This is a genomic window from Clostridium homopropionicum DSM 5847, from assembly GCF_001263795.1.
GTDB lineage: Bacteria > Bacillota > Clostridia > Clostridiales > Clostridiaceae > Clostridium_H > Clostridium_H homopropionicum.
This window is the reverse complement of sequence record NZ_LHUR01000036.1, coordinates 93617-112374: the sequence shown is the minus strand read 5'-3', so window position 1 is coordinate 112374 and position 18758 is coordinate 93617. Positions and strand designations below refer to the sequence as shown.

15 protein-coding genes are annotated in these 18758 nt (G+C 32.4%); 14 read left to right on the top strand and 1 reads right to left on the bottom strand.

Features of this window, described 5'->3' with window-relative positions:
* Positions 1-4: 4 nt before the first annotated feature.
* Positions 5-1120 carry an MBL fold metallo-hydrolase gene (locus CLHOM_RS14715; protein ID WP_052222442.1) on the bottom strand — a complete coding sequence of 372 codons (1116 nt, stop codon included), beginning with the start codon at positions 1118-1120 and terminating at the stop codon, positions 5-7.
* 288 nt (positions 1121-1408) lie between these two features.
* Between CLHOM_RS14715 and CLHOM_RS14710 the strand changes: the two genes are divergently transcribed.
* The 14 genes from CLHOM_RS14710 (at position 1409) to CLHOM_RS14645 (ending at position 18758) form a co-directional block, all read left to right on the top strand.
* The gene (locus CLHOM_RS14710; RefSeq protein ID WP_052222440.1) at positions 1409-2740 is read left to right on the top strand and encodes an FIST signal transduction protein; all 1332 of its coding nucleotides are present in this window, start codon (positions 1409-1411) and stop codon (positions 2738-2740) included.
* A gap of 42 nt (positions 2741-2782) precedes the next feature.
* Complete coding sequence (locus tag CLHOM_RS14705; RefSeq protein ID WP_052222439.1) at positions 2783-4576, top strand: ATP-binding response regulator; 1794 nt, start codon at positions 2783-2785, stop codon at positions 4574-4576.
* A gap of 122 nt (positions 4577-4698) precedes the next feature.
* Positions 4699-4971, top strand: a complete 273-nt coding sequence (locus CLHOM_RS14700; protein WP_052222438.1) for a type II toxin-antitoxin system Phd/YefM family antitoxin — start codon at positions 4699-4701, stop codon at positions 4969-4971.
* Positions 4964-5224, top strand: coding sequence for a Txe/YoeB family addiction module toxin (locus CLHOM_RS14695; RefSeq protein WP_052222437.1), 261 nt, complete (start codon positions 4964-4966; stop codon positions 5222-5224). Before CLHOM_RS14700 ends, CLHOM_RS14695 begins: the two co-directional genes overlap by 8 nt.
* 281 nt (positions 5225-5505) lie before the next feature.
* Complete coding sequence (locus tag CLHOM_RS14690; RefSeq protein WP_052222436.1) at positions 5506-7434, top strand: sigma-54-dependent Fis family transcriptional regulator; 1929 nt, start codon at positions 5506-5508, stop codon at positions 7432-7434.
* A gap of 239 nt (positions 7435-7673) precedes the next feature.
* Entirely contained in the window at positions 7674-8693 is a 1020-nt protein-coding gene (locus tag CLHOM_RS14685; RefSeq protein ID WP_052222435.1) for a molybdopterin-binding protein, read from the top strand.
* A gap of 102 nt (positions 8694-8795) precedes the next feature.
* On the top strand, positions 8796-11525 hold the full coding sequence (locus CLHOM_RS14680; RefSeq protein WP_052222434.1) for a molybdopterin-dependent aldehyde oxidoreductase: 2730 nt from the start codon (positions 8796-8798) through the stop codon (positions 11523-11525).
* 101 nt (positions 11526-11626) lie between these two features.
* Entirely contained in the window at positions 11627-13897 is a 2271-nt protein-coding gene (locus CLHOM_RS14675; protein WP_052222433.1) for a pyridine nucleotide-disulfide oxidoreductase/dicluster-binding protein, read from the top strand.
* Position 13898: 1 nt separating this feature from the next.
* Entirely contained in the window at positions 13899-14105 is a 207-nt protein-coding gene (locus CLHOM_RS14670; RefSeq protein WP_052222432.1) for a DVU_1557 family redox protein, read from the top strand.
* On the top strand, positions 14102-14824 hold the full coding sequence (gene trsM, locus CLHOM_RS14665) for a DVU_1556 family methyltransferase (RefSeq protein ID WP_052222431.1): 723 nt from the start codon (positions 14102-14104) through the stop codon (positions 14822-14824). Before CLHOM_RS14670 ends, trsM begins: the two co-directional genes overlap by 4 nt.
* Positions 14825-14836: 12 nt before the next feature.
* On the top strand, positions 14837-15274 hold the full coding sequence (locus CLHOM_RS14660; protein WP_052222430.1) for a DVU_1555 family C-GCAxxG-C-C protein: 438 nt from the start codon (positions 14837-14839) through the stop codon (positions 15272-15274).
* A 30-nt stretch (positions 15275-15304) separates the two neighbouring features.
* The gene (gene trsS / locus CLHOM_RS14655) at positions 15305-16618 is read left to right on the top strand and encodes a radical SAM (seleno)protein TrsS (RefSeq protein WP_052222429.1); all 1314 of its coding nucleotides are present in this window, start codon (positions 15305-15307) and stop codon (positions 16616-16618) included.
* 17 nt (positions 16619-16635) lie between these two features.
* A complete protein-coding gene (locus tag CLHOM_RS14650) occupies positions 16636-17664 on the top strand; it encodes an XdhC family aldehyde oxidoreductase maturation factor (protein ID WP_052222428.1) in 1029 nt (342 codons plus the stop codon).
* Positions 17661-18758, top strand: coding sequence for a DVU_1551 family NTP transferase (locus CLHOM_RS14645; RefSeq protein WP_052222427.1), 1098 nt, complete (start codon positions 17661-17663; stop codon positions 18756-18758). The genes CLHOM_RS14650 and CLHOM_RS14645 overlap by 4 nt, the downstream gene beginning before the upstream one ends.

The following is an 18758-nucleotide window of genomic DNA, read 5'->3' as shown; positions in this document are numbered from 1 at the left end:
TAATCTATTTAACCTTTTCCCACCAAGCTACAGAAGTAGCAGTTTCTTTTACATCAACTTTTTGACCGAGCATTGGATACAGCATTGGTAGGCTTTTATTCTTACTTTCCTTTATAACTTTGATGATTGGTTCATCCCAATCATGTATGGAAAGTGAGAATTTTGACCAATGTCCAGGCATTAGTTTTTTTGCTTCTAGATCTAGTGTAGCTTGAACTACTTGCTCTGGAGTCATGTGAGAATTTGGCCAATACTTACTATACTGACCACACTCCATAAGTGCTAAATCGAAAGGTCCATAAGAATTACCTATATCAGAAAAGTGAGCACCATAGCCTGAATCTCCACTATAGAAAATTTTTTCATTAGGTGTTTTAATAACAAAGGACACCCATAAGGTTTGATTTGATTTTAAATCTCTTCCAGAACGGTGCTTTGCTGGAGTAGCAGTGATTTCAAATCCATCATCTAAAACTGCAGTTTCATTCCAATCCTTTTCTATTATAGTGTTTTTATCATATCCCCAATATTCTAAATGAGAACCTACTCCAAGACCTGTAATAACTTTTTTAATTTTAGGTTTTAATTTGGTAACAGTATCATAATCCAAATGATCATAATGATCATGGGAAATTAGAAGATAATCTATATCAGGAATATCATCAACAGTGTATATATTGCTGCCCTCGTAACTCTTATTAAAGAATTTTACAGGAGAGGCGCTTTCACTTAGTACAGGATCAATCAGAATTTTTTTACCGTCAATATGCAAAAAGTATGATGAATGTCCGAACCAAATCATAACATTTTCTGTTGGTTTTATACTCTTTAAATCAGTTTTTTCAGATGGAAGAGTAGAAGAGGGCTTATTTCTTTTACTTTTATTAAAGAAAAAATCGTTAAGTTTTGTAGATAGACTAATAGCTTCTCTAGGCTCGGAAGCCTCCGGAAGATTTTGAAAAGCACCATTTTTATAATTAGGGGAGTTCTGGATTATTTTTAACCGTTCTCCCTCAGGATTTTTCCCAAACTGTGGCTGCTGCATAAAAGTGTATCCTCCAATAACTATTAAAATAATAATTGTAAATATTATTGATAATATTTTAAATAGCTTCTTCATTTTATACTTTCTCCCATTATCTTATTATGTATTATTTCCATTTTAGTTATATCAAAATAAATAATCAAGAAGGAAGTTGAAAAAAGTGATTAAAACAGATGTCACAAATAATTTAATTATTTAATGAAAATTAAGTAAATAATAGGAATTATATGTTATAATAATGTTATATTTTAGTACGAAAAATTAATACTATTAGGAACAGAAATTTTATTTTTTAATATAAAACAAATTAAATTCTAAAGCCAAAACTCAAGGATGGGAATATAAAGAAAGGAAATGATTATTTTGGCTGGTAAAATAAAGGAAATGATCAATCAGATTATTGAAGAACGGGCTAAAGGCAATCCGGCCATTAGAGAAATGACTATAGCCAAATTAATTCTCAAAGGACTGAATCCCAATAAATTTGATAGTTACTCCGCTGATGACCCGGAAATTATTGAAAAACTTCTTAACATTGCTAAACAATTTAATGTAAGAAAAATGGAAGAAAATATAAAATCTGTGTTTTCAACAAAATCCTTAGAAGAAGAAGTTGTATTAGATATTAAAAGTCAGTTAAATCGTTGCAATGCAAAGTTATTAGTATTCTTCGCTTCCTCTAATTTTGACCAAGATAAGTTGAGTAATCTGCTACAAGAAGCCTTTGAGGATTGCATAGTAGTGGGATGTTCTACTGCTGGAGAAATAGTAAGTGGAGAATTATTGAAAAATTCTGTTGTAGCTATGGCTATTAATTCAAATATTGTTTCTGATGCTAAAGTGGAAGTAATTGAACATATGAAAGAAAATCTAAGCTTAGAAGCAGCATTTACATCTTTTGAGAAATACTTTAATGAGAGTTTATATACAATGGATGCAACAAAATTTGTTGGTATAGTTTTAATTGATGGTGTAAGTAGAAAAGAAGAAAAGCTTATGGATTTAATCGGTAATAGGACTAATGTTTTTTTTGTTGGTGGGTCTGCAGGAGATGATCTTAAATTTTTAAAAACGTATGTTTGTGCAAATGGAAAGGCATACACAGATTCAGCAGCTCTTATAATGTTGAAAATAAACGATAATGCTGAATTTAGTATTATTAAAACACAAAGCTTCAAAGCTTTGGATCAAATATTTACTGCAAATAAGGTTAATGAAGAAGCTAGAGAAGTCATTGAGTTTAATAACAAGCCTGCTATTTTGACTTACGCAGATGCAGTAGGGGCGGCTTCCATTGAAGATGCTCCAAAATACTTTAATACCAATCCCGTGGGTTTATTAGTTGGAGAAAATGATATATTCATAAGAAGTCCCCAACAAACAAAGGGGACAAGTATATTATTTTATTGCAATATACTTGAGGGCATGGAAGTCAGACTGCTACAGGCTACAAATATAGTTGAAGATACTAAGAAAGCTGTTGAAAATAAAATAAATGAATTTGGAAGAATTGATGGTATCATAAATTTTCAGTGTATAGAGCGTACACTTGAATTGGAGAAAAAAAATTTTGAAAAGCAGTATGGTGAAATATTTAGTAATATTCCCACCATAGGTTTCTCAACTTATGGTGAAGAATTTATTGGTCATATGAACCAGACAGCTACTATGCTGATTTTTAGGTCAAAAGTATGAGTTGATTTTTGGTTAAAATATTCTAAAATGGAGCGGTAAGTAATGGATAATATACTTATTGTAGATGATTTTTCCTTCAACGTTAAAATGTTGATGAGGATACTTAAGCAAAGAGGATATAATGTCAGAAATGCATTAAGTGGTGAATTAGCATTGCAGTCTGTAAGGGAAATGGCACCTGATGTGATTTTGCTTAATATTAATATACCTGATATAGATGGATATCATGTTTGTGAGATTCTAAAAGCTGATGAGAATCTTAAGGACATCCCTATTATTTTTATTAGTGAATGCTACGAGACTATTGACAAGGATAAAGTATTCACTGTTGGGGGTGTTGATTATATAACTATGCCATTTAATGATAGAGAAGTTTTTACTCGTATTGAGACACAGCTAAAACTTCGTGCCCTTCAGCTTGAATTCAAAAAATCTCATGATGAAATGAAGAAATTTAACGAAGAATTGATAAAAGTGAATACTGATTTGGAAAACAAGGTGCTGGAGAGAACGCAACAACTAGAAGAGATAACTGAGGAACTAAAAGAATTCAATATTATACTAGAAGAAGAAATTGCTGAGCGCACCAAAACTGAGGAAGCGTTAAAAGAAAGTGAAAGACAATTCCGGTATTCTTTAGAGGAAGCTCCGCTACCTGTAATGTTATATACTGAGGATGGAAAAATAAAAAAGTTAAATAGAACATGGACAGATATTACAGGATATACAATTAAGGATATTCCAACAACCTCTGAATTGGCAAAAATATCAGATGTATTTTTTGAAGACTTAGAGCGTACTACTGTAAACAGACTGTTTAATTTGGAGAAAAGACAAAATGATGGCGAATACTCTATAAGAACAAGGGATGGAAATTTTCGAATTTGGGATTTTTATTCAGCATATATTGGAAAATTGCAGGATGGACATAAGTTGTTTATGAGAGTAGCCATAGATATAACTGAAAGAAAACATATGGAAGAATTACAAAAAAACGTTGATGAAGAAAGAAAAAGGTTAAATGAGATTAAGGAATATGATAGGATTATAATAGAGTTTTTTTCAAATATTTCTCATGAGTTAAGGACTCCAATCAATGTTATTTTCTCTGCTCTACAGGTACATGAGCTTAGACTAAAAGACTGTGAATTCCCAAATGCATACGCAGATATATTTAAATATACAAAGATAATGAAACAAAATTGTTATCGCCTTTTGAGATTGGTTAATAATTTAATTGACATAACAAAAATAGATTCAGGTTATTTAGATATTAATGAAATTAATAGTGATATAATTTCTCTCGTAGAAGATATAACTACTTCTGTAGCTGATTATATAGAAAATAAAGGATTATCATTAATATTTGATACAGAGGTAGAGGAAAAAATTATTGCCTGTGATCCAGAAAAAATTGAGAGAATTATTTTAAATCTATTATCAAATGCAGTAAAGTTTACTCCTTGTGGTGGCAATATTATGGTTAATATAGAGGACGGTATTGAAAACATTTGCATAAGGGTAAAAGATACCGGAAGAGGAATTCCAGCAGATAAACTAAATTCTATATTTGAACGTTTTATACAAGTTGACAAATCTCTTGCAAGGGATCATGAGGGAAGTGGACTAGGGCTTTCGATTGTGAAATATCTAGTAGAACTACATGATGGAACAATATCAGTAAAAAGTAAGGAGGGCTATGGAACTGAATTTATTATATATATTCCATGTAAATTAGTAGGCGGTGAAGTTTCTAATGATATTACATATATTAGTGTTAAAAGTGGAAGTTGTATTGAAAAAACAAATATAGAATTCTCTGATATATATAACTGAGAATGGAACTAGATATTCATAATGATAAGATATTTAACATATAGTATTATAACCTCTTGATTTGCATATAATAATAATGTACAATAATAAGTACAGAATAATGTACAATAAGGGGTGATAGAATGTTAGCTGTGAATTTTACAAATATGCGTGAAAATTTTAAAACCTATTGTGATAAGGTAAATGATGACTATGAAACTATTATTATAACTAGAAAAGATAACAAGAATGTTGTTATGATTTCTCAAGATGAATACAATAATCTTATGGAAAATCTTTATATTATGAGCAATAAAAAATACTATGACCGTTTGGTTGAAAGCAGAAAGCAGATTGAACGTGGCGAGATAGTAAAAAAGTCAACCGAAGAATTAGAAGGAATGACTAATGAATAAGGTGTTTTCGGATTTCGCATGGCAAGAGTATACCCAATGGCAAATAGAAGATAAAAAAATACTAAAAAAAATAAATGAGCTTATAAAAGATATTGAACGAAATGGTTATGAAGGAATGGGGAAACCGGAGCCCTTGAGACATCATTTAACAGGATATTGGAGCAGAAGAATAACAGACAAAGATAGGTTAATATATAGAATTGGTAACGAAGCAATCTATATAATTGGCTGTAAAGGACATTATGAGGAATAATAAAAAAACAGATAACTCTTAATTTTAAGAGAGATCTGTTTTTTTATTTTATCTAAAAAGCTTTTCTATAATTTAAATATCTCTATATCCTTAATTAGCATCGGTGTATTATTTTACAACATAAGCATATATTGATTACATAATGGTTCATAAGTTATAATTGAATCAAATATAAGATTAGTTATAAAATAAGAATGTTTCACGAAAAATGAAAACGATTTCTTATAAATGTGAATAATAGATAGGTTATAAAAGATATATCTTCTGTTTTTACAAGGAAGGTGAAGGAGGAAGGAATCTTGAATAAACTGGTTCAGTTGTCTCATGAAAGATGCATTTCCAAAGGAATTGTACAGGATAATCCATTTAGCTCAAAAATAATAGAAGGTGAAGAACTAAAGCAGGTACTGGATATAAATAAGGAACTAATACAAATAGCTGCTCCATTTATGAACCATTTGTATGATTTTGTAAAAGGATCAGGTTTTTTTTCATTATTATGTGATTCAGAAGGATGTATATTAAATTCTATTGGAGATGAAAATATACTAAGCGAAGCAGAAAAGTTAAAAATGATTAAAGGTGCATATATGGATGAAATTCATATTGGTACTAATGCAATGAGCGTTGCCATATCAGAAAAAGTACCAGTTCAGATTTCGGGAGAGGAACATTTTATTAGTGTATATCATAAATGGACATGTTGTGCTGCTCCTATAAGAGATTCCTTTGGAAGCACTATTGGAATAATTGATTTAACAGGGTATGTAGGAAATGTTCATAAGCATACTTTAGGAATGGTTGTGGCCGCTGCAAATGCTATAGAAAAAATGCTTCAAATAAATAAATATAATAAAATGCTTCAGCTTTCAAATAAAAGACTTGAAACTACTTTTCACTCTATTTCATCAGGAATTTTAACCTGCGATATGATGGGAAATATTATCTCAATGAACAAGCAAGTAATCAGAATTTTAGGATATAGTGAATTAGATATAAGAAAAATGAAAATATATGACTTTATTGAAAATTGGAGTGATATAGAAAGTAGAATAGATGACAATGTGAATGTGATAAATGAGGATACTTACATTAAAGGTAGATGGAATAAACTTCAGTACACTCTTACAATATACCCAATTTATGATTCATCTATGAAGCTTCATGAAATAACACTATTAATCAATGAACTTAAATTTAGCAGAAAAATAGCAGGTAAAATTTTAGGTGGGCAGGCTGTCTATACCTTTGACGAGGTAATAGGAAAAAATAAAAATCTTATGCAAACTATAGATTATGCTAAGAAAATAGCTAGCAGCAGATCAACGGTTCTTATTACAGGAGAAAGTGGAACAGGTAAAGAGGTATTTGCACAGGCAATCCATAACTATAGCAATCGAAAAAATGAGGCATTTATAGCATTAAATTGTGGTGCTATACCTAGAACCTTAATTGAATCGGAATTGTTCGGATATGAAGATGGCTCCTTTACGGGAGCAAAGAAAGGTGGAAATGCAGGGAAATTTGAAATTGCAGAGGGGGGCACCATATTTCTTGATGAAATAGGAGAAATGCCAATAGATATGCAAACAAAACTATTGAGAGTTATTGAAGAGGGAAAAATAACTAGAATAGGAAGTTCAAAAACAATCCCTATCGATGTAAGAATAATTGCAGCAACCAATAAGGATTTGAAAAAGGAAATTGAAAGAGGAAACTTTAGAAAGGATCTTTATTACAGGCTGCATGTGCTACCTATATATTTACCTCCTCTTAGAGAACGTAAAGATGACATAGAGGAACTTATTAATTACTATATGAAAAAAACTTCTGAAAAGTTAAATAAAAAAGAAATTAAGCTTACAGAAGAGCACATGAGATATCTTATAGAATATGATTGGCCCGGTAACGTTAGAGAACTTGAAAATGTAGTGGAACTAATGATAAATTCTGAAGAAATTAGATTAGAATTTAGTGAGAAAACTATTAGAATTCAAGAAACTTATGATAGTTTTACTCCAGATCTTAGCTTGGATGCAATAGAAAAGCAACACATTATGAGAATTATTAATGATTCAAAAGGCAATCTTACTTTAGCAGCAAAAGTTTTAAACATTGGCAGAAATACTTTATATAGGAAAATGGAGAAATATCATTTAGACCGTTCTATAATAGAACGCAGTTCTGAAATAGAACGGGGTTTAGAGTGAAAAACGTATCGAAACAGAACGTATTTTTAAAAGGGAAAAATTACTTAACATTATAAATAGAACTCCTCTTAAGCAACACTGCCATTTGAAGTAGGATATTAATTTTGGCACAAAATATGCTCCTTATATTTAAAAACAAATATAAGGAGGTTTTTTTCTATAGTTGTATTAATAATGGATAAATTATCGCAAACGATTAATTATGTCTTCTAGTTTTAATGACGGTGGGAGGAATGAGAATGATTGCTGTTCCAGTTGAAAAGGCAGTGGGAATGATGTTATGTCATGATATAACTGAAATCATTCCAGGTAAATTCAAAGGTGTTGCATTTAAAAAAGGCCATATTATTAAGGAAGAGGATATACCTAGGTTACTTAATATTGGAAAAAGAAACATTTATGTTTGGGAAGTAAATGATGAAATGCTTCATGAAAATGAGGCAGGAGAGAGGATAGCAAAAGCAGTAACTGGTAAAGGAATATATCTTACTGAACCTAATGAAGGGAAGGTAAGCCTTAAAGCTGCTTGTAAAGGTTTGCTGAGAATAAATACTGAAGCTCTAGAAAAAATAAATAGTACAGACGAAGCAATTGTTGCTACTTTAAATAAGAATATTATTGTTGATGAAGGAAGCACAGTTGCAGGAACAAGAATAATACCACTTATAATTGATGAAGAAAAGATTCAGAATATTGAAGAAATATGTAAACAAAGTGGACCTATTATTTGGATTGATAATTTGAAGAGGGTTAGAGCAGGTATCATTACAACAGGCAGTGAGGTATACAGTGGGAGAATTGAAGACAAATTTGGACCTGTTATTAAACAAAAGCTTGTTCAGGTTGGTAGTGAAGTTATTAAGCAGATATTTGCTACAGATAGCATTCCTATGATTGTTGATGCTATAGATGATTTGCTCCAAAATGGCGCAGAAATGATTATTATTACTGGCGGAATGTCAGTAGATCCTGATGATGTTACTCCTGCTAGTGTAAAAGAATCAGGTGCAAATATAATATCTTATGGAGCACCTGTATTACCAGGTTCAATGTTTTTAATAGCTTATAAAAATAACATACCTATTTTGGGGCTTCCTGGATGTGTTATGTATCATGATGTAACAATATTTGATCTTGTCTTGCCTAGAATTTTAACTGGTGAAGTTATTAAAAAGGAAGATATAAAAAAATTGGGACATGGAGGTTTGTGTCTTAATTGCCCTGTATGTACTTTTCCAAAATGTGGTTTTGGTAAGTAATACTATTTTCCTCTCACTTTTAGAAAGCAAATAATCAAAAGTGATAATTTCTGTAGTGCAAAGTTCAGTAAACAAAGTTAAACAAACGAAAGGGGAGTTAAAATGTTAAAGTTAGTTCTAAATATAAACTCTAATGAAAAATCAATTGTTTGTGATCCTGAAGTATCTCTTGCGGATGTACTAAGAAAACAGTTATTTCTTACAGGTACTAAGGTAGGCTGCGGCAAAGGTGAATGTGGAGCTTGTAATGTAATTATGAATGGTAAAGTTGTTAAGTCATGTATAACAAGAATGAAAAGGGTACCAGATGGTGCAGAAATTTTAACAGTTGAAGGACTTGGTACTAAAGACAATCTTCATCCTCTTCAAATTGCTTGGATGGTTCATGGTGCTGCACAATGCGGTTTCTGTACTCCAGGTTTTATAGTTACTGCCAAAGCTCTTTTAGATAAGAACACTAATCCTACTAGAGAAGAAGTAAGACAATGGTTCCAAGCTAATAGAAATGTCTGTAGATGTACAGGCTATCAACCACTAGTGGATGCTGTAATGGAGGCTGCAAGACTTATCAGGGGCGAAATCAAAAAAGAAGACCTATGGGTAAAACTTCCTGAAGGAGCAAGTATATTAGGAACAAAAACCATAAGACCAAGTGCCTGTGCAAAGGTAACAGGAACATGGGAATTTGGAGCAGATTTAGGATTAAGACTTCCAGAGAATACACTACACATAAAACTTGTTCAAGCAACAGTTTCACATGCCAATATAATATCAATTGATACATCAGAAGCAGAAAAAATGCCAGGTGTATATAGAGTTTTAACTTATAAGGACGTAAAAGGAACTAATAGAATAAATGGTTTAGCATTCCCATCTAACAAAGGTGATGGACTTGAAAGACCAATATTGAACGATAAAAAAATATTCCAATTTGGTGATGCCATTGCTATGGTACTTGCTGATACTCCAAGAAATGCAGAAGAAGCAGCTAAAAAGGTTGTAGTTGAGATTGAAGAACTTCCTGCATATATGAGTGCTCCTGCAGCTATGGCTGAAGATGCAATAGAAATCCACCCTGGTACACCTAATATATATTTTGAAACAAAGGTTGTAAAAGGGGAAGATACAGAACCATTAATGGAAAAGCTTGAATATGTGGTAGAAGATGATTTTTATGTAGGTAGACAACCTCATCTTCCTATTGAGCCAGATGTTGGATTTGCGTATTTAGATGAAAATGGTAAGCTTATAATTCATTCAAAAAGCGTTGCTCTTCATTTCCATGCTTTAATGATAGCTGATGGTGTAGGATTACCTGTAGATAAAATTGCCATTGTTCAGAATCCAACTGGTGGTACTTTTGGATATAAATTTAGTCCAACTATTGAAGCATTACTTGGTGTTGCTGCCCTTGATACAGGAAAGCCAGTTTACCTTGAGTTTAATATGTTCCAACAAATCACATATACTGGAAAGAGATCACCATTCTTTATGCATCTTAAGATGGGTGCTGATAAAGATGGCAAGATTCAAGCTTTAGAAACAGATTGGTCAGTTGATCATGGACCATACTGCGAATTTGGTGACCTAGTTACTATGAGAGGATCACAATTCATGGGGGCTGGATATAGAATTGACAATATAAGAGGAGCAGGAAGAACTGTTGCTACAAATCATGCATGGGGTTCCGCATTTAGAGGATATGGGTCTCCACAAAGCTTATTTGCATCAGAAGTTTTAGTAGATGAAATGGCTGCTAAAATTGGGATGGATCCTCTTGAATTCAGATATAAAAATATTTATCAAGAGGGAGATGTAACTCCTAATGGATGTAAGCCAGATGTATATTGTCTTGAAGGCTTACTAGATAAAATAAAACCATATTATGAAAAAGCTAAGGTAGATGCAGCAAGCTTTAATAAAACAAGTGAAGATGTAAAACATGGTGCAGGTATATCACTTCTTATATATGGCTGCGGACTTGATGGTGCTGATTCATCAGAAGCTTGGGCAGAAATTACTAAAGATGGCGTGACCATAGGAAACTCATGGGAAGATCATGGACAAGGTGCTGATATGGGATCTCTTGCTATGGCACATGAAACCTTAAGAAAAGCAGGTTACAAACCTGAAGATATAAAATTAATTCTAAATGATATGAACTTTACTCCTAACAGTGGTCCTGCGGGTGGAAGTAGATCAAATGTTCTTACTGGAAATGCTACAAGAGTAGCCTGTGAAAACCTATTAGATGCTATGAAGAAAGAGGACGGAACTTATAGAACCTATGAAGAAATGGTAGCTGAAAATAAACCTCTTAAATATGATGGCAAATGGACAGCACCATGTACTGACTGTAATGTTGAAACAGGACAGGGAAATCCATTCCCAGTTTATATGTATGGAGTTTTACTTGCTGAAGTAGAAGTTGATTTAAAAACTGGAAAAACTAAAGTAACTAAGCTTACAATTGTTTCTGATGTAGGAACTATAATTAACAGACTTGTAGTAGACGGACAAATCTTAGGTGGCCTTGTTCAAGGAATAGGTCTTGCACTTTATGAAGACTTTGAAGATTTGAAGAAGCATACTACACTTACTAAATGCGGTATACCACAGATTAAGGATGTAACTGACGATATCACTTTACTATATCAAGAAACTCCAAGACCACTTGGACCTTATGGTGCAGCAGGTGCTGGAGAGATGCCTCTTTCTGCTCCTCATGCAGCTATTATAAATGCAATATATGATGCTTGTAGAGTAAGGATTACTAAACTTCCTGCATATCCTGAGAAAGTTTTAGAAGGACTTAAAATGTTAAACAAATAAGAATTAATGTCTTAAAATTTATGTTCAAATAAAATTGAAACCTAAAATGAAACATATATATTCATTTTAGGTTTCTTATTAAAACAAAAGGAGGAGAATATATGGATCTAGAAAAACTTCTTTCAATTCAGGATAAGTGTATAAATGATAATCCTCCAGCCTGTATCACTGAATGTCCGATACACGTAGATGTAAAGGCATTTATAGGAGAAGTTAAAAAAGAAAACTTTGAAGAAGCATATAGAATAATTAAAAAAAGGATTCCTCTAGTTAATTTAATTGGAATGATATGTGATCACCCTTGTGAGAAACACTGCGTAATTTCAAAGGATGGGGAGGCAATAGCTATTCATGAGCTTGAAAGAGCAGTTGTTACCTATGGAAAAAAAGCAAAGATTAAAGTACTTCCAATACCTAAAAATAACAAGAAGATAGCAGTTATTGGTGGCGGAATAAGCGGACTAACCTGTGCTTTTGATCTAAATCAAAAGGGATATAAGGTTGTTATTTTTGAAAAAGAAGCTACTGCAGGAGGATCACTTTTAAATATTACTGACCACAAGCTAGATTCAAATACAATTCAGGAAGAGATAAGTGAGCTAGAAAAGCAAGGAATTGAAATAAGATTAAGTAATCCAATAACTGAGGAAGATTTAGATAATATTTCTAATGAATTTGGAGCAATATATATTGGAACAGGTAATTGGAGTAGAGAATTCAATGTTGATCCAGCAACTCTCCAGACTGAAAGGGAAAATATTTTTGTTGGCGGTAAGATAATTAGCAAATGTAATTCTATAATTCAATCAGTTTTTACAGGAAGGTGTGCAGCAGTATCAATAGATAGATTTGTAAATGAAAAATCCTTAACTGCACTTAGAACAAATGAGGGTCCATATGAAAGCAAACTCTTAATGAGCTATGATTATATAGAAAAACCGCATAGAATAAAGCATTCCAGGGTTTATTCAAAAGAAGAAGCAGTAGCTGAGGCTTCAAGGTGTATACAGTGTGAATGCCATAAATGTGTAAAAGCCTGCAAGCACCTTCAAACAGTAAAGCTTGACCCTAAAGCTTATATTAGAACAATAAACCAAAATGAAAGAATTATTCTTGGTAACCATTATGCAAACAAGACAATAAACTCTTGTACTATGTGTGGACTTTGCGGCTCCGTTTGCCCATCTTCCATTAATATGGCGGATATTATTAAAGAAACAAGACAGAGTATGGTAGAAAAGGGTAAGATGCCATTATCAGCTCATGATTTTGCTTTGAAGGACATGAAATTTACAAATAGCGAATATTTTGAACTTGTTAAGCATGAATCGAATCATGATAAAAGTACCTATATATTTTTCCCAGGATGTCAATTAAGTGCCAGCTACTCAGAAGAGGTTGTTAAAACCTATGTTTATTTAACTGAGAAACTTCCTGGCAGTGTAGGATTATATTTAGGCTGCTGTGGTGCACCAGCTGATTGGGCAGGACAAAAGGAATTGTTTGATTCTACTATGGGAAAAATCCAGGAAAACCTTGAAAAGATGGGAAATCCAATTGTAATAACAGCTTGCTCAACATGTTTTAATAATTTTAGTAAGGGACTTAAAAACAGTAGAATAAGGTCTCTGTGGGAAATCTTCCTTGAAGAAGGAATTCCAGAAGAGGCTAAAAGAGGGAATGGAAAAACCTTAATGGTTCATGATGCCTGTACAACAAGAGAAGAAAAGGAAATCCATGAGAGTATCAGAAAAATTGCTGAAAATTTAGATTATAAAATAGAAGAACCACATTATACAAAGGAAACAACTAAATGCTGCGGATTTGGGGGAAATGTATTCTTTTCAAACAAGCAGTTTTCAAGAGAGGTCTCCAAGGATAGAATAAAGGACAGCGAAAATGATTTCCTTGTATATTGTGCAATGTGCAGAGACTTATTTGTTTTAAATGGTAAGAAATCTTATCATATTTTAGACATTTTATTTGGAAATGATAAGAATGAAATTTCTGAAATGAATGTACCAACCTTGTCTGAAAGACGTGTAAATCGTCTTAGGATGAAAAAATACATGCTTGAGACCTTATGGGGTGAAAAAATGGAAATAAATAGTGAACATGATGATATAAAAATAATTTTAGACCAAAATCTACGAGATAAAATGGAAGAACAGCTTATTTTAGACAGCGATATAAAAGGAGTAATATATAATGCTGAAAAAACTAAAAATAGCTTCTATAATCCAAATAATAGCCATATTTTAGCATTTAATAGAGTTATCAATATAACCTTTTGGGTAGAATATGAAAAGACAGAAGAGGGTTATAAAATAATTAATGCATATAGCCATAGAATGGATGTTGCGGGGGTGTAATATGGAGCAGGATAAAAATTCAAAATGTGAATGGTTTTGTTCGAAGTGTGGAGGACCGCTAAAAGAAGGACCTGTAAAGGCTGTATATCTTGGAGGAAATTTTGAAATTGAACTATTAGAATGCCCCACCTGCAAAAATGTCCTTATTACAGAAGAACTTGCTGAAGGAAAAATGCTTGAAGTTGAGAAGAGTTTGGAGGACAAATGAAAAGTTGTAATGTTTACGAAAATGGAGATATGCGAAAGGTAACAGGGGATACCTTAAGGCCAGGAGGCTTTCTTCTTACGGATAAAGCAATTAAAGTTTGTAATTTTAAACAAAAGGACAAGATTCTAGACATTGGCTGTGGAATTGGAGAAACGGTTAATAGACTAAATAAAGTTTATAATTATGATTCCTTTGGAATTGACCCATCAGAGAAACTATTAGAACTTGGTAAAAGTAAATATGAGAATATTAAAATAAGCCAGGGAAAAGGTGAAGAACTCTCTTTTGAAGAATCCTTCTTTAGTGGTGTTTTTGCTGAATGTACTATGTCTCTTATGGATGATTGGAAGAAGGTAGTGTTAGAAGCTGAAAGGGTATTGAAATCAGAAGGATTTTTTATAATTTCAGATGTATATGCAAGAAGACCAGAATATGTAGATGAATTACAGGAAAGCAACATTAATAGCTGTATGAGAGGTTTATTAAATATTGAGAAACTGAAAAATTTTGCTTTAAACTCAGGATTTGAAATGGTTTATTTTGAAGAGTGTACAGAGCTTCTAAAAAGCCTCATGGTAAAAATAATATTTAAATATGGTTCTATGTCTAGGTTTTGGGGAATAGCAACTTGTAGTACATCTTCATCTTGTGGAAATTTTCAACAGATACTTTCACTATGTAGACCAGGATATTTCTTGATGATTTTAAGAAAAAAATAACGGGGGGATAAAATGGGAGCAGATGCTTTTGAAATTTTTAGACTTGCAAGTGCAGGATACTGCTGCAGCCAGATAATGATGATTTTTTATCTTAAAGAAAATAATTTGGAAAATGTACCTGCTGTAAAAGCAATGGCTGCACTTTGTGGAGGCGTTGGGAATTTAGGAAAAACTTGTGGTGTTGTAACTGCTGGAGCATGTATTCTTGGAATGTATGCTGGAAAAGGTGAAGGTGCAGAGCTTAAAGATGATAACTTAAAAAAGATGATTAAAGAATTTACTGATTGGTTTGAGGAAGAGTTTGAAGGAACAGAGTGCGTAGATATTGTAAGTGTAGATGTTCTTAAGGATATTAATGAACATGAAGTTTATCCTACAAGATGCGGCAGTATAATACAAAAATCATACAATAAAATAAATAGTATCCTACAAGATTATGGGTATATATAAAATTATAGTATAGATTGAGAGGATAAGAATATGAGGTCTATAATAAAAAACACTGAAAGCATATGTCCAGTGTGTTTGAAAACACTTGCTGCAAATATAGTAAAAAAGGCTGAGGATTATTATCTAGTGAAGGACTGTGAAGAACACGGTCATTTTGAAACGGTAGTATGGAGAGGAAATCCGACCTATGAAAGCTGGTTAAGAAAAAAAACTCCAGCACATCCTGAAATTCCATATACAAAGGTTGCAAAAGGCTGCCCACATGATTGTGGATTATGCGGTGAACATCGTCAGAATACTTGTACAGCACTTGTTGAGGTTACTTCTAGGTGTAACTTGAACTGCAAATTTTGCTTTGCAGATGCAAAGGGTTCTTGTGAAGACCCAGATATAAAAACAATAGAAATATGGTACAGCAGAATAATTAAGGCACAAGGGTATAAAAATCTTCAAATATCAGGGGGAGAACCTACTGTTAGAGATGATCTGCCAGAAGTAATTGAACTAGCTTCAAAAATGGGCTTTGACTTTATTCAGCTGAATACCAATGGAATAAGACTTGGTGATATAGATTATTATAGAAAGCTAAAAGAAGCAGGACTTAAATCAATATTTTTACAGTTTGATGGATTAGATGGAGAGATCTTATCAAAGCTTAGGGGTAAAAATATAATAAATGAAAAAATAAAAGCAATAGAAAACAGCAGAAAATTAGGAATTGGAGTAGTGCTAGTTTGTACAGTTGTACCTAATATTAATGATAACTCCTTATGGAGTATTATAGATTTTGGACTTAAGAATTCTCCAGCAGTTAGAGGAGTACATTTTCAGCCCGTAAGCTATTTTGGAAGAATTCCTGATATTCCACAAGATTCAGATAGAATTACTTTGCCTGAATTAATGAATGAGATTGTGGAGCAAAGTAATCATGTTATAAAATTTGAAGATTTTGCTCCATCGGGATGTGAGAATTCCTATTGTTCTTTCCATGCCAATTATATTTATGCTGATGAAAAAATAATTTCTGTCAGCAAAACAAACAATTGCCGCTGTGTTGAAAGTGGTAAAGAGGGAGCAAATAAAAATATCAAGTTTGTAAAAAAGAACTGGTCTGCTGCAAAGATAGAAAAATATAAACCACCTAAAAATTCCTTTGAAGAGCTAGCACTAAAATTACAAAACGGATTTTTCACTGTTTCTGCCATGGCATTCCAAGATGCATGGAATCTTGATATTGAAAGACTAAAGGATTGCTGTATTCATGTAGTAAGTCAAGAAGGAAATTTAATACCTTTTTGTGCCTACAATGTTACATCATGTAATAATACAAGTTTATATAGATAGGATTGGAGGTAAATAGCTTGAAAGAGTATTTTGAAGAGAGAATTGAACTTTTAAAAAATAATGAAAGCTTTGTATTGGCTTCAATTTATGAAAGTCAAGGTTCTGCTCCAAGGGCCTTTGGTGCAAAGATGATTGTTAAAAAAGATGGTTCTATTATTGGAACTGTAGGCGGAGGAAAAATAGAGGCATTAGTAATTGAGGAAGCAAAAGAAATTTTTGAAACAAAACACACTAGGCTCAAAGATTATAGATTGCTGGAAACTGAAAACCAAGGAATTGGCATGTACTGTGGCGGAGATGTAAGTGTAGTTATGGAATATGTAGATGGGAAAAGTATTAAAGATGTTCAGATATACGAAAAAGCACTTAAAGCTATTGAGCAGGGTAAAGAAGCATTTATAATAAGAAAATATAATAAAGATGGCAAAAACAACAATTATTATTATGACAAAAATAATGTATTTCCTGATATAGAAATAGAGAATATAAAAGAATATGTAAAGCACATAAAAAATAGATACATTTTCATAGTAGGAGAAAAAAGTTCAATTATAGTTGTAGAACCAATATTCAGTACGCCAAGATTATTTCTATTTGGAGCTGGACATATTTCACAAAGTCTAGCCAAGCTAGCTAAGGGAATAGATTTTATGACTATAGTTGTTGATGACAGAGAAGATTATGCAAATTACGAAAGATTTCCATTAGCTGATGAAATAATAAATCCAAAATCCTTTGAAAATTGTTTTAGAAACATTTCTATAAATAGTAATAGTTATATAGTAATTTTAACAAGAGGACATCTTTTTGATTTAACAGTACTGAAGCAAGCTCTTAAAACAGATGCATATTACATTGGGATGATAGGAAGCAAAAGAAAAAGGGAGGCTGTATTTTCTGCACTTAAGGCTGAAGGTTTTACTCGTGGGGATTTTAATATGGTTCATAATCCAATAGGACTTGAAATTGGTGCAGAAACACCAGAAGAGATAGCTATTTCAATTGCTGCAGAACTTATTAAAGTAAGAAAAGAGCAGAAACTATGAAAAAATACTCTGCCATAATTTTAGCTGCAGGATATTCTTCAAGAATGGGTAGCTTTAAGCCGCTTATGGACATGTATGGTAAAACACCAATATCAAGAGATATTGATCTTTTTAAGAGATGCGGAGTACATAATATCATAGTAGTTACAGGGCACTTAAATGAACTTATAAAAAGTCAGTGCAGTGATAGATGTCAGGTAGTATTTAATAAGGATTATGATAGAGGAATGTATTCATCAATTAAAGCTGGAGTTATAGCCCTCCCAGGAGACACAGAGGCCTTCTTTATATTACCTGCTGACATACCAGTTGTAAAAAGTCACACCATTAAAAAGATGATGAATAGCTTTGAGAAAATAGGAAAAGGAATCCTATTTCCAACATTTTCAGAGGAAAAAGGTCATCCTGTATTAATGTCTTACTGTTTCTCAGAGGAAATATTAAATAGTGATCCTAAAGAAGGTTTAAGAGAGATTTTAAATAATCACAAAGAATACTGGAATTATGAGAAGGTTGCAGATAGAGGAATTCTCTTGGATATGGATACAAAAGAAGATTTTGAAGTATTGCTAGAACATGTTTCAAAAGATCCATATCCAGATGAAAATGAGTGTATAGAAATTTTGAAACTTTGTAAGGTAAGAAGTGATGCTGCAGCTCACATGAAGGCAGTTTCTAAATACACTTTGAAGGTAGCACAGGAACTTAATAAAAATGGTTATAGATTAAATGAAAATGCTATATATTCAGGGGCTCTTCTTCATGATGTTGCTAAGGGGGAAAAAGCACATGCAAAAAAAGGAGCAGAGATTCTTGAAGATTTTGGCTACGGATGTTTAAAAGAAATAGTAAGTCAGCATATGAAGCTTGGTACCAACGAGTTAATAGGAGAAAAGGAAATAGTATATATTTGCGATAAACTTATAAAAGGGACTGAATATGTTACTCTTGAAGAAAGATTTAAGGAAGCACTAGTCCGATATAAAAATGTACCGGCTGTTTTCGATGAGGTTAATAATAAATTATCAGATGCAAAAAAGATAAAAGAAAAAATTGAAGAAGTTATTGGAAAAAGGGTAGAAATGTTGAGGTGA

Excerpts from the sequence above, each read along its gene's own strand:
- CLHOM_RS14660 (WP_052222430.1), top strand. The coding sequence starts at position 14,837 with ATGGGAGCAGATGCTTTTGAAATTTTTAGACTTGCAAGTGCAGGATAC.
- CLHOM_RS14670 (WP_052222432.1), top strand. The coding sequence starts at position 13,899 with ATGGAGCAGGATAAAAATTCAAAATGTGAATGGTTTTGTTCGAAGTGT.
- CLHOM_RS14715 (WP_052222442.1), bottom strand. The coding sequence starts at position 1,120 with ATGAAGAAGCTATTTAAAATATTATCAATAATATTTACAATTATTATT.
- CLHOM_RS14695 (WP_052222437.1), top strand. The coding sequence starts at position 4,964 with ATGAATAAGGTGTTTTCGGATTTCGCATGGCAAGAGTATACCCAATGG.
- trsM (WP_052222431.1), top strand. The coding sequence starts at position 14,102 with ATGAAAAGTTGTAATGTTTACGAAAATGGAGATATGCGAAAGGTAACA.
- trsS (WP_052222429.1), top strand. The coding sequence starts at position 15,305 with ATGAGGTCTATAATAAAAAACACTGAAAGCATATGTCCAGTGTGTTTG.
- CLHOM_RS14645 (WP_052222427.1), top strand. The coding sequence starts at position 17,661 with ATGAAAAAATACTCTGCCATAATTTTAGCTGCAGGATATTCTTCAAGA.
- CLHOM_RS14705 (WP_052222439.1), top strand. The coding sequence starts at position 2,783 with ATGGATAATATACTTATTGTAGATGATTTTTCCTTCAACGTTAAAATG.
- CLHOM_RS14680 (WP_052222434.1), top strand. The coding sequence starts at position 8,796 with ATGTTAAAGTTAGTTCTAAATATAAACTCTAATGAAAAATCAATTGTT.
- CLHOM_RS14685 (WP_052222435.1), top strand. The coding sequence starts at position 7,674 with ATGATTGCTGTTCCAGTTGAAAAGGCAGTGGGAATGATGTTATGTCAT.
- CLHOM_RS14675 (WP_052222433.1), top strand. The coding sequence starts at position 11,627 with ATGGATCTAGAAAAACTTCTTTCAATTCAGGATAAGTGTATAAATGAT.
- CLHOM_RS14700 (WP_052222438.1), top strand. The coding sequence starts at position 4,699 with ATGTTAGCTGTGAATTTTACAAATATGCGTGAAAATTTTAAAACCTAT.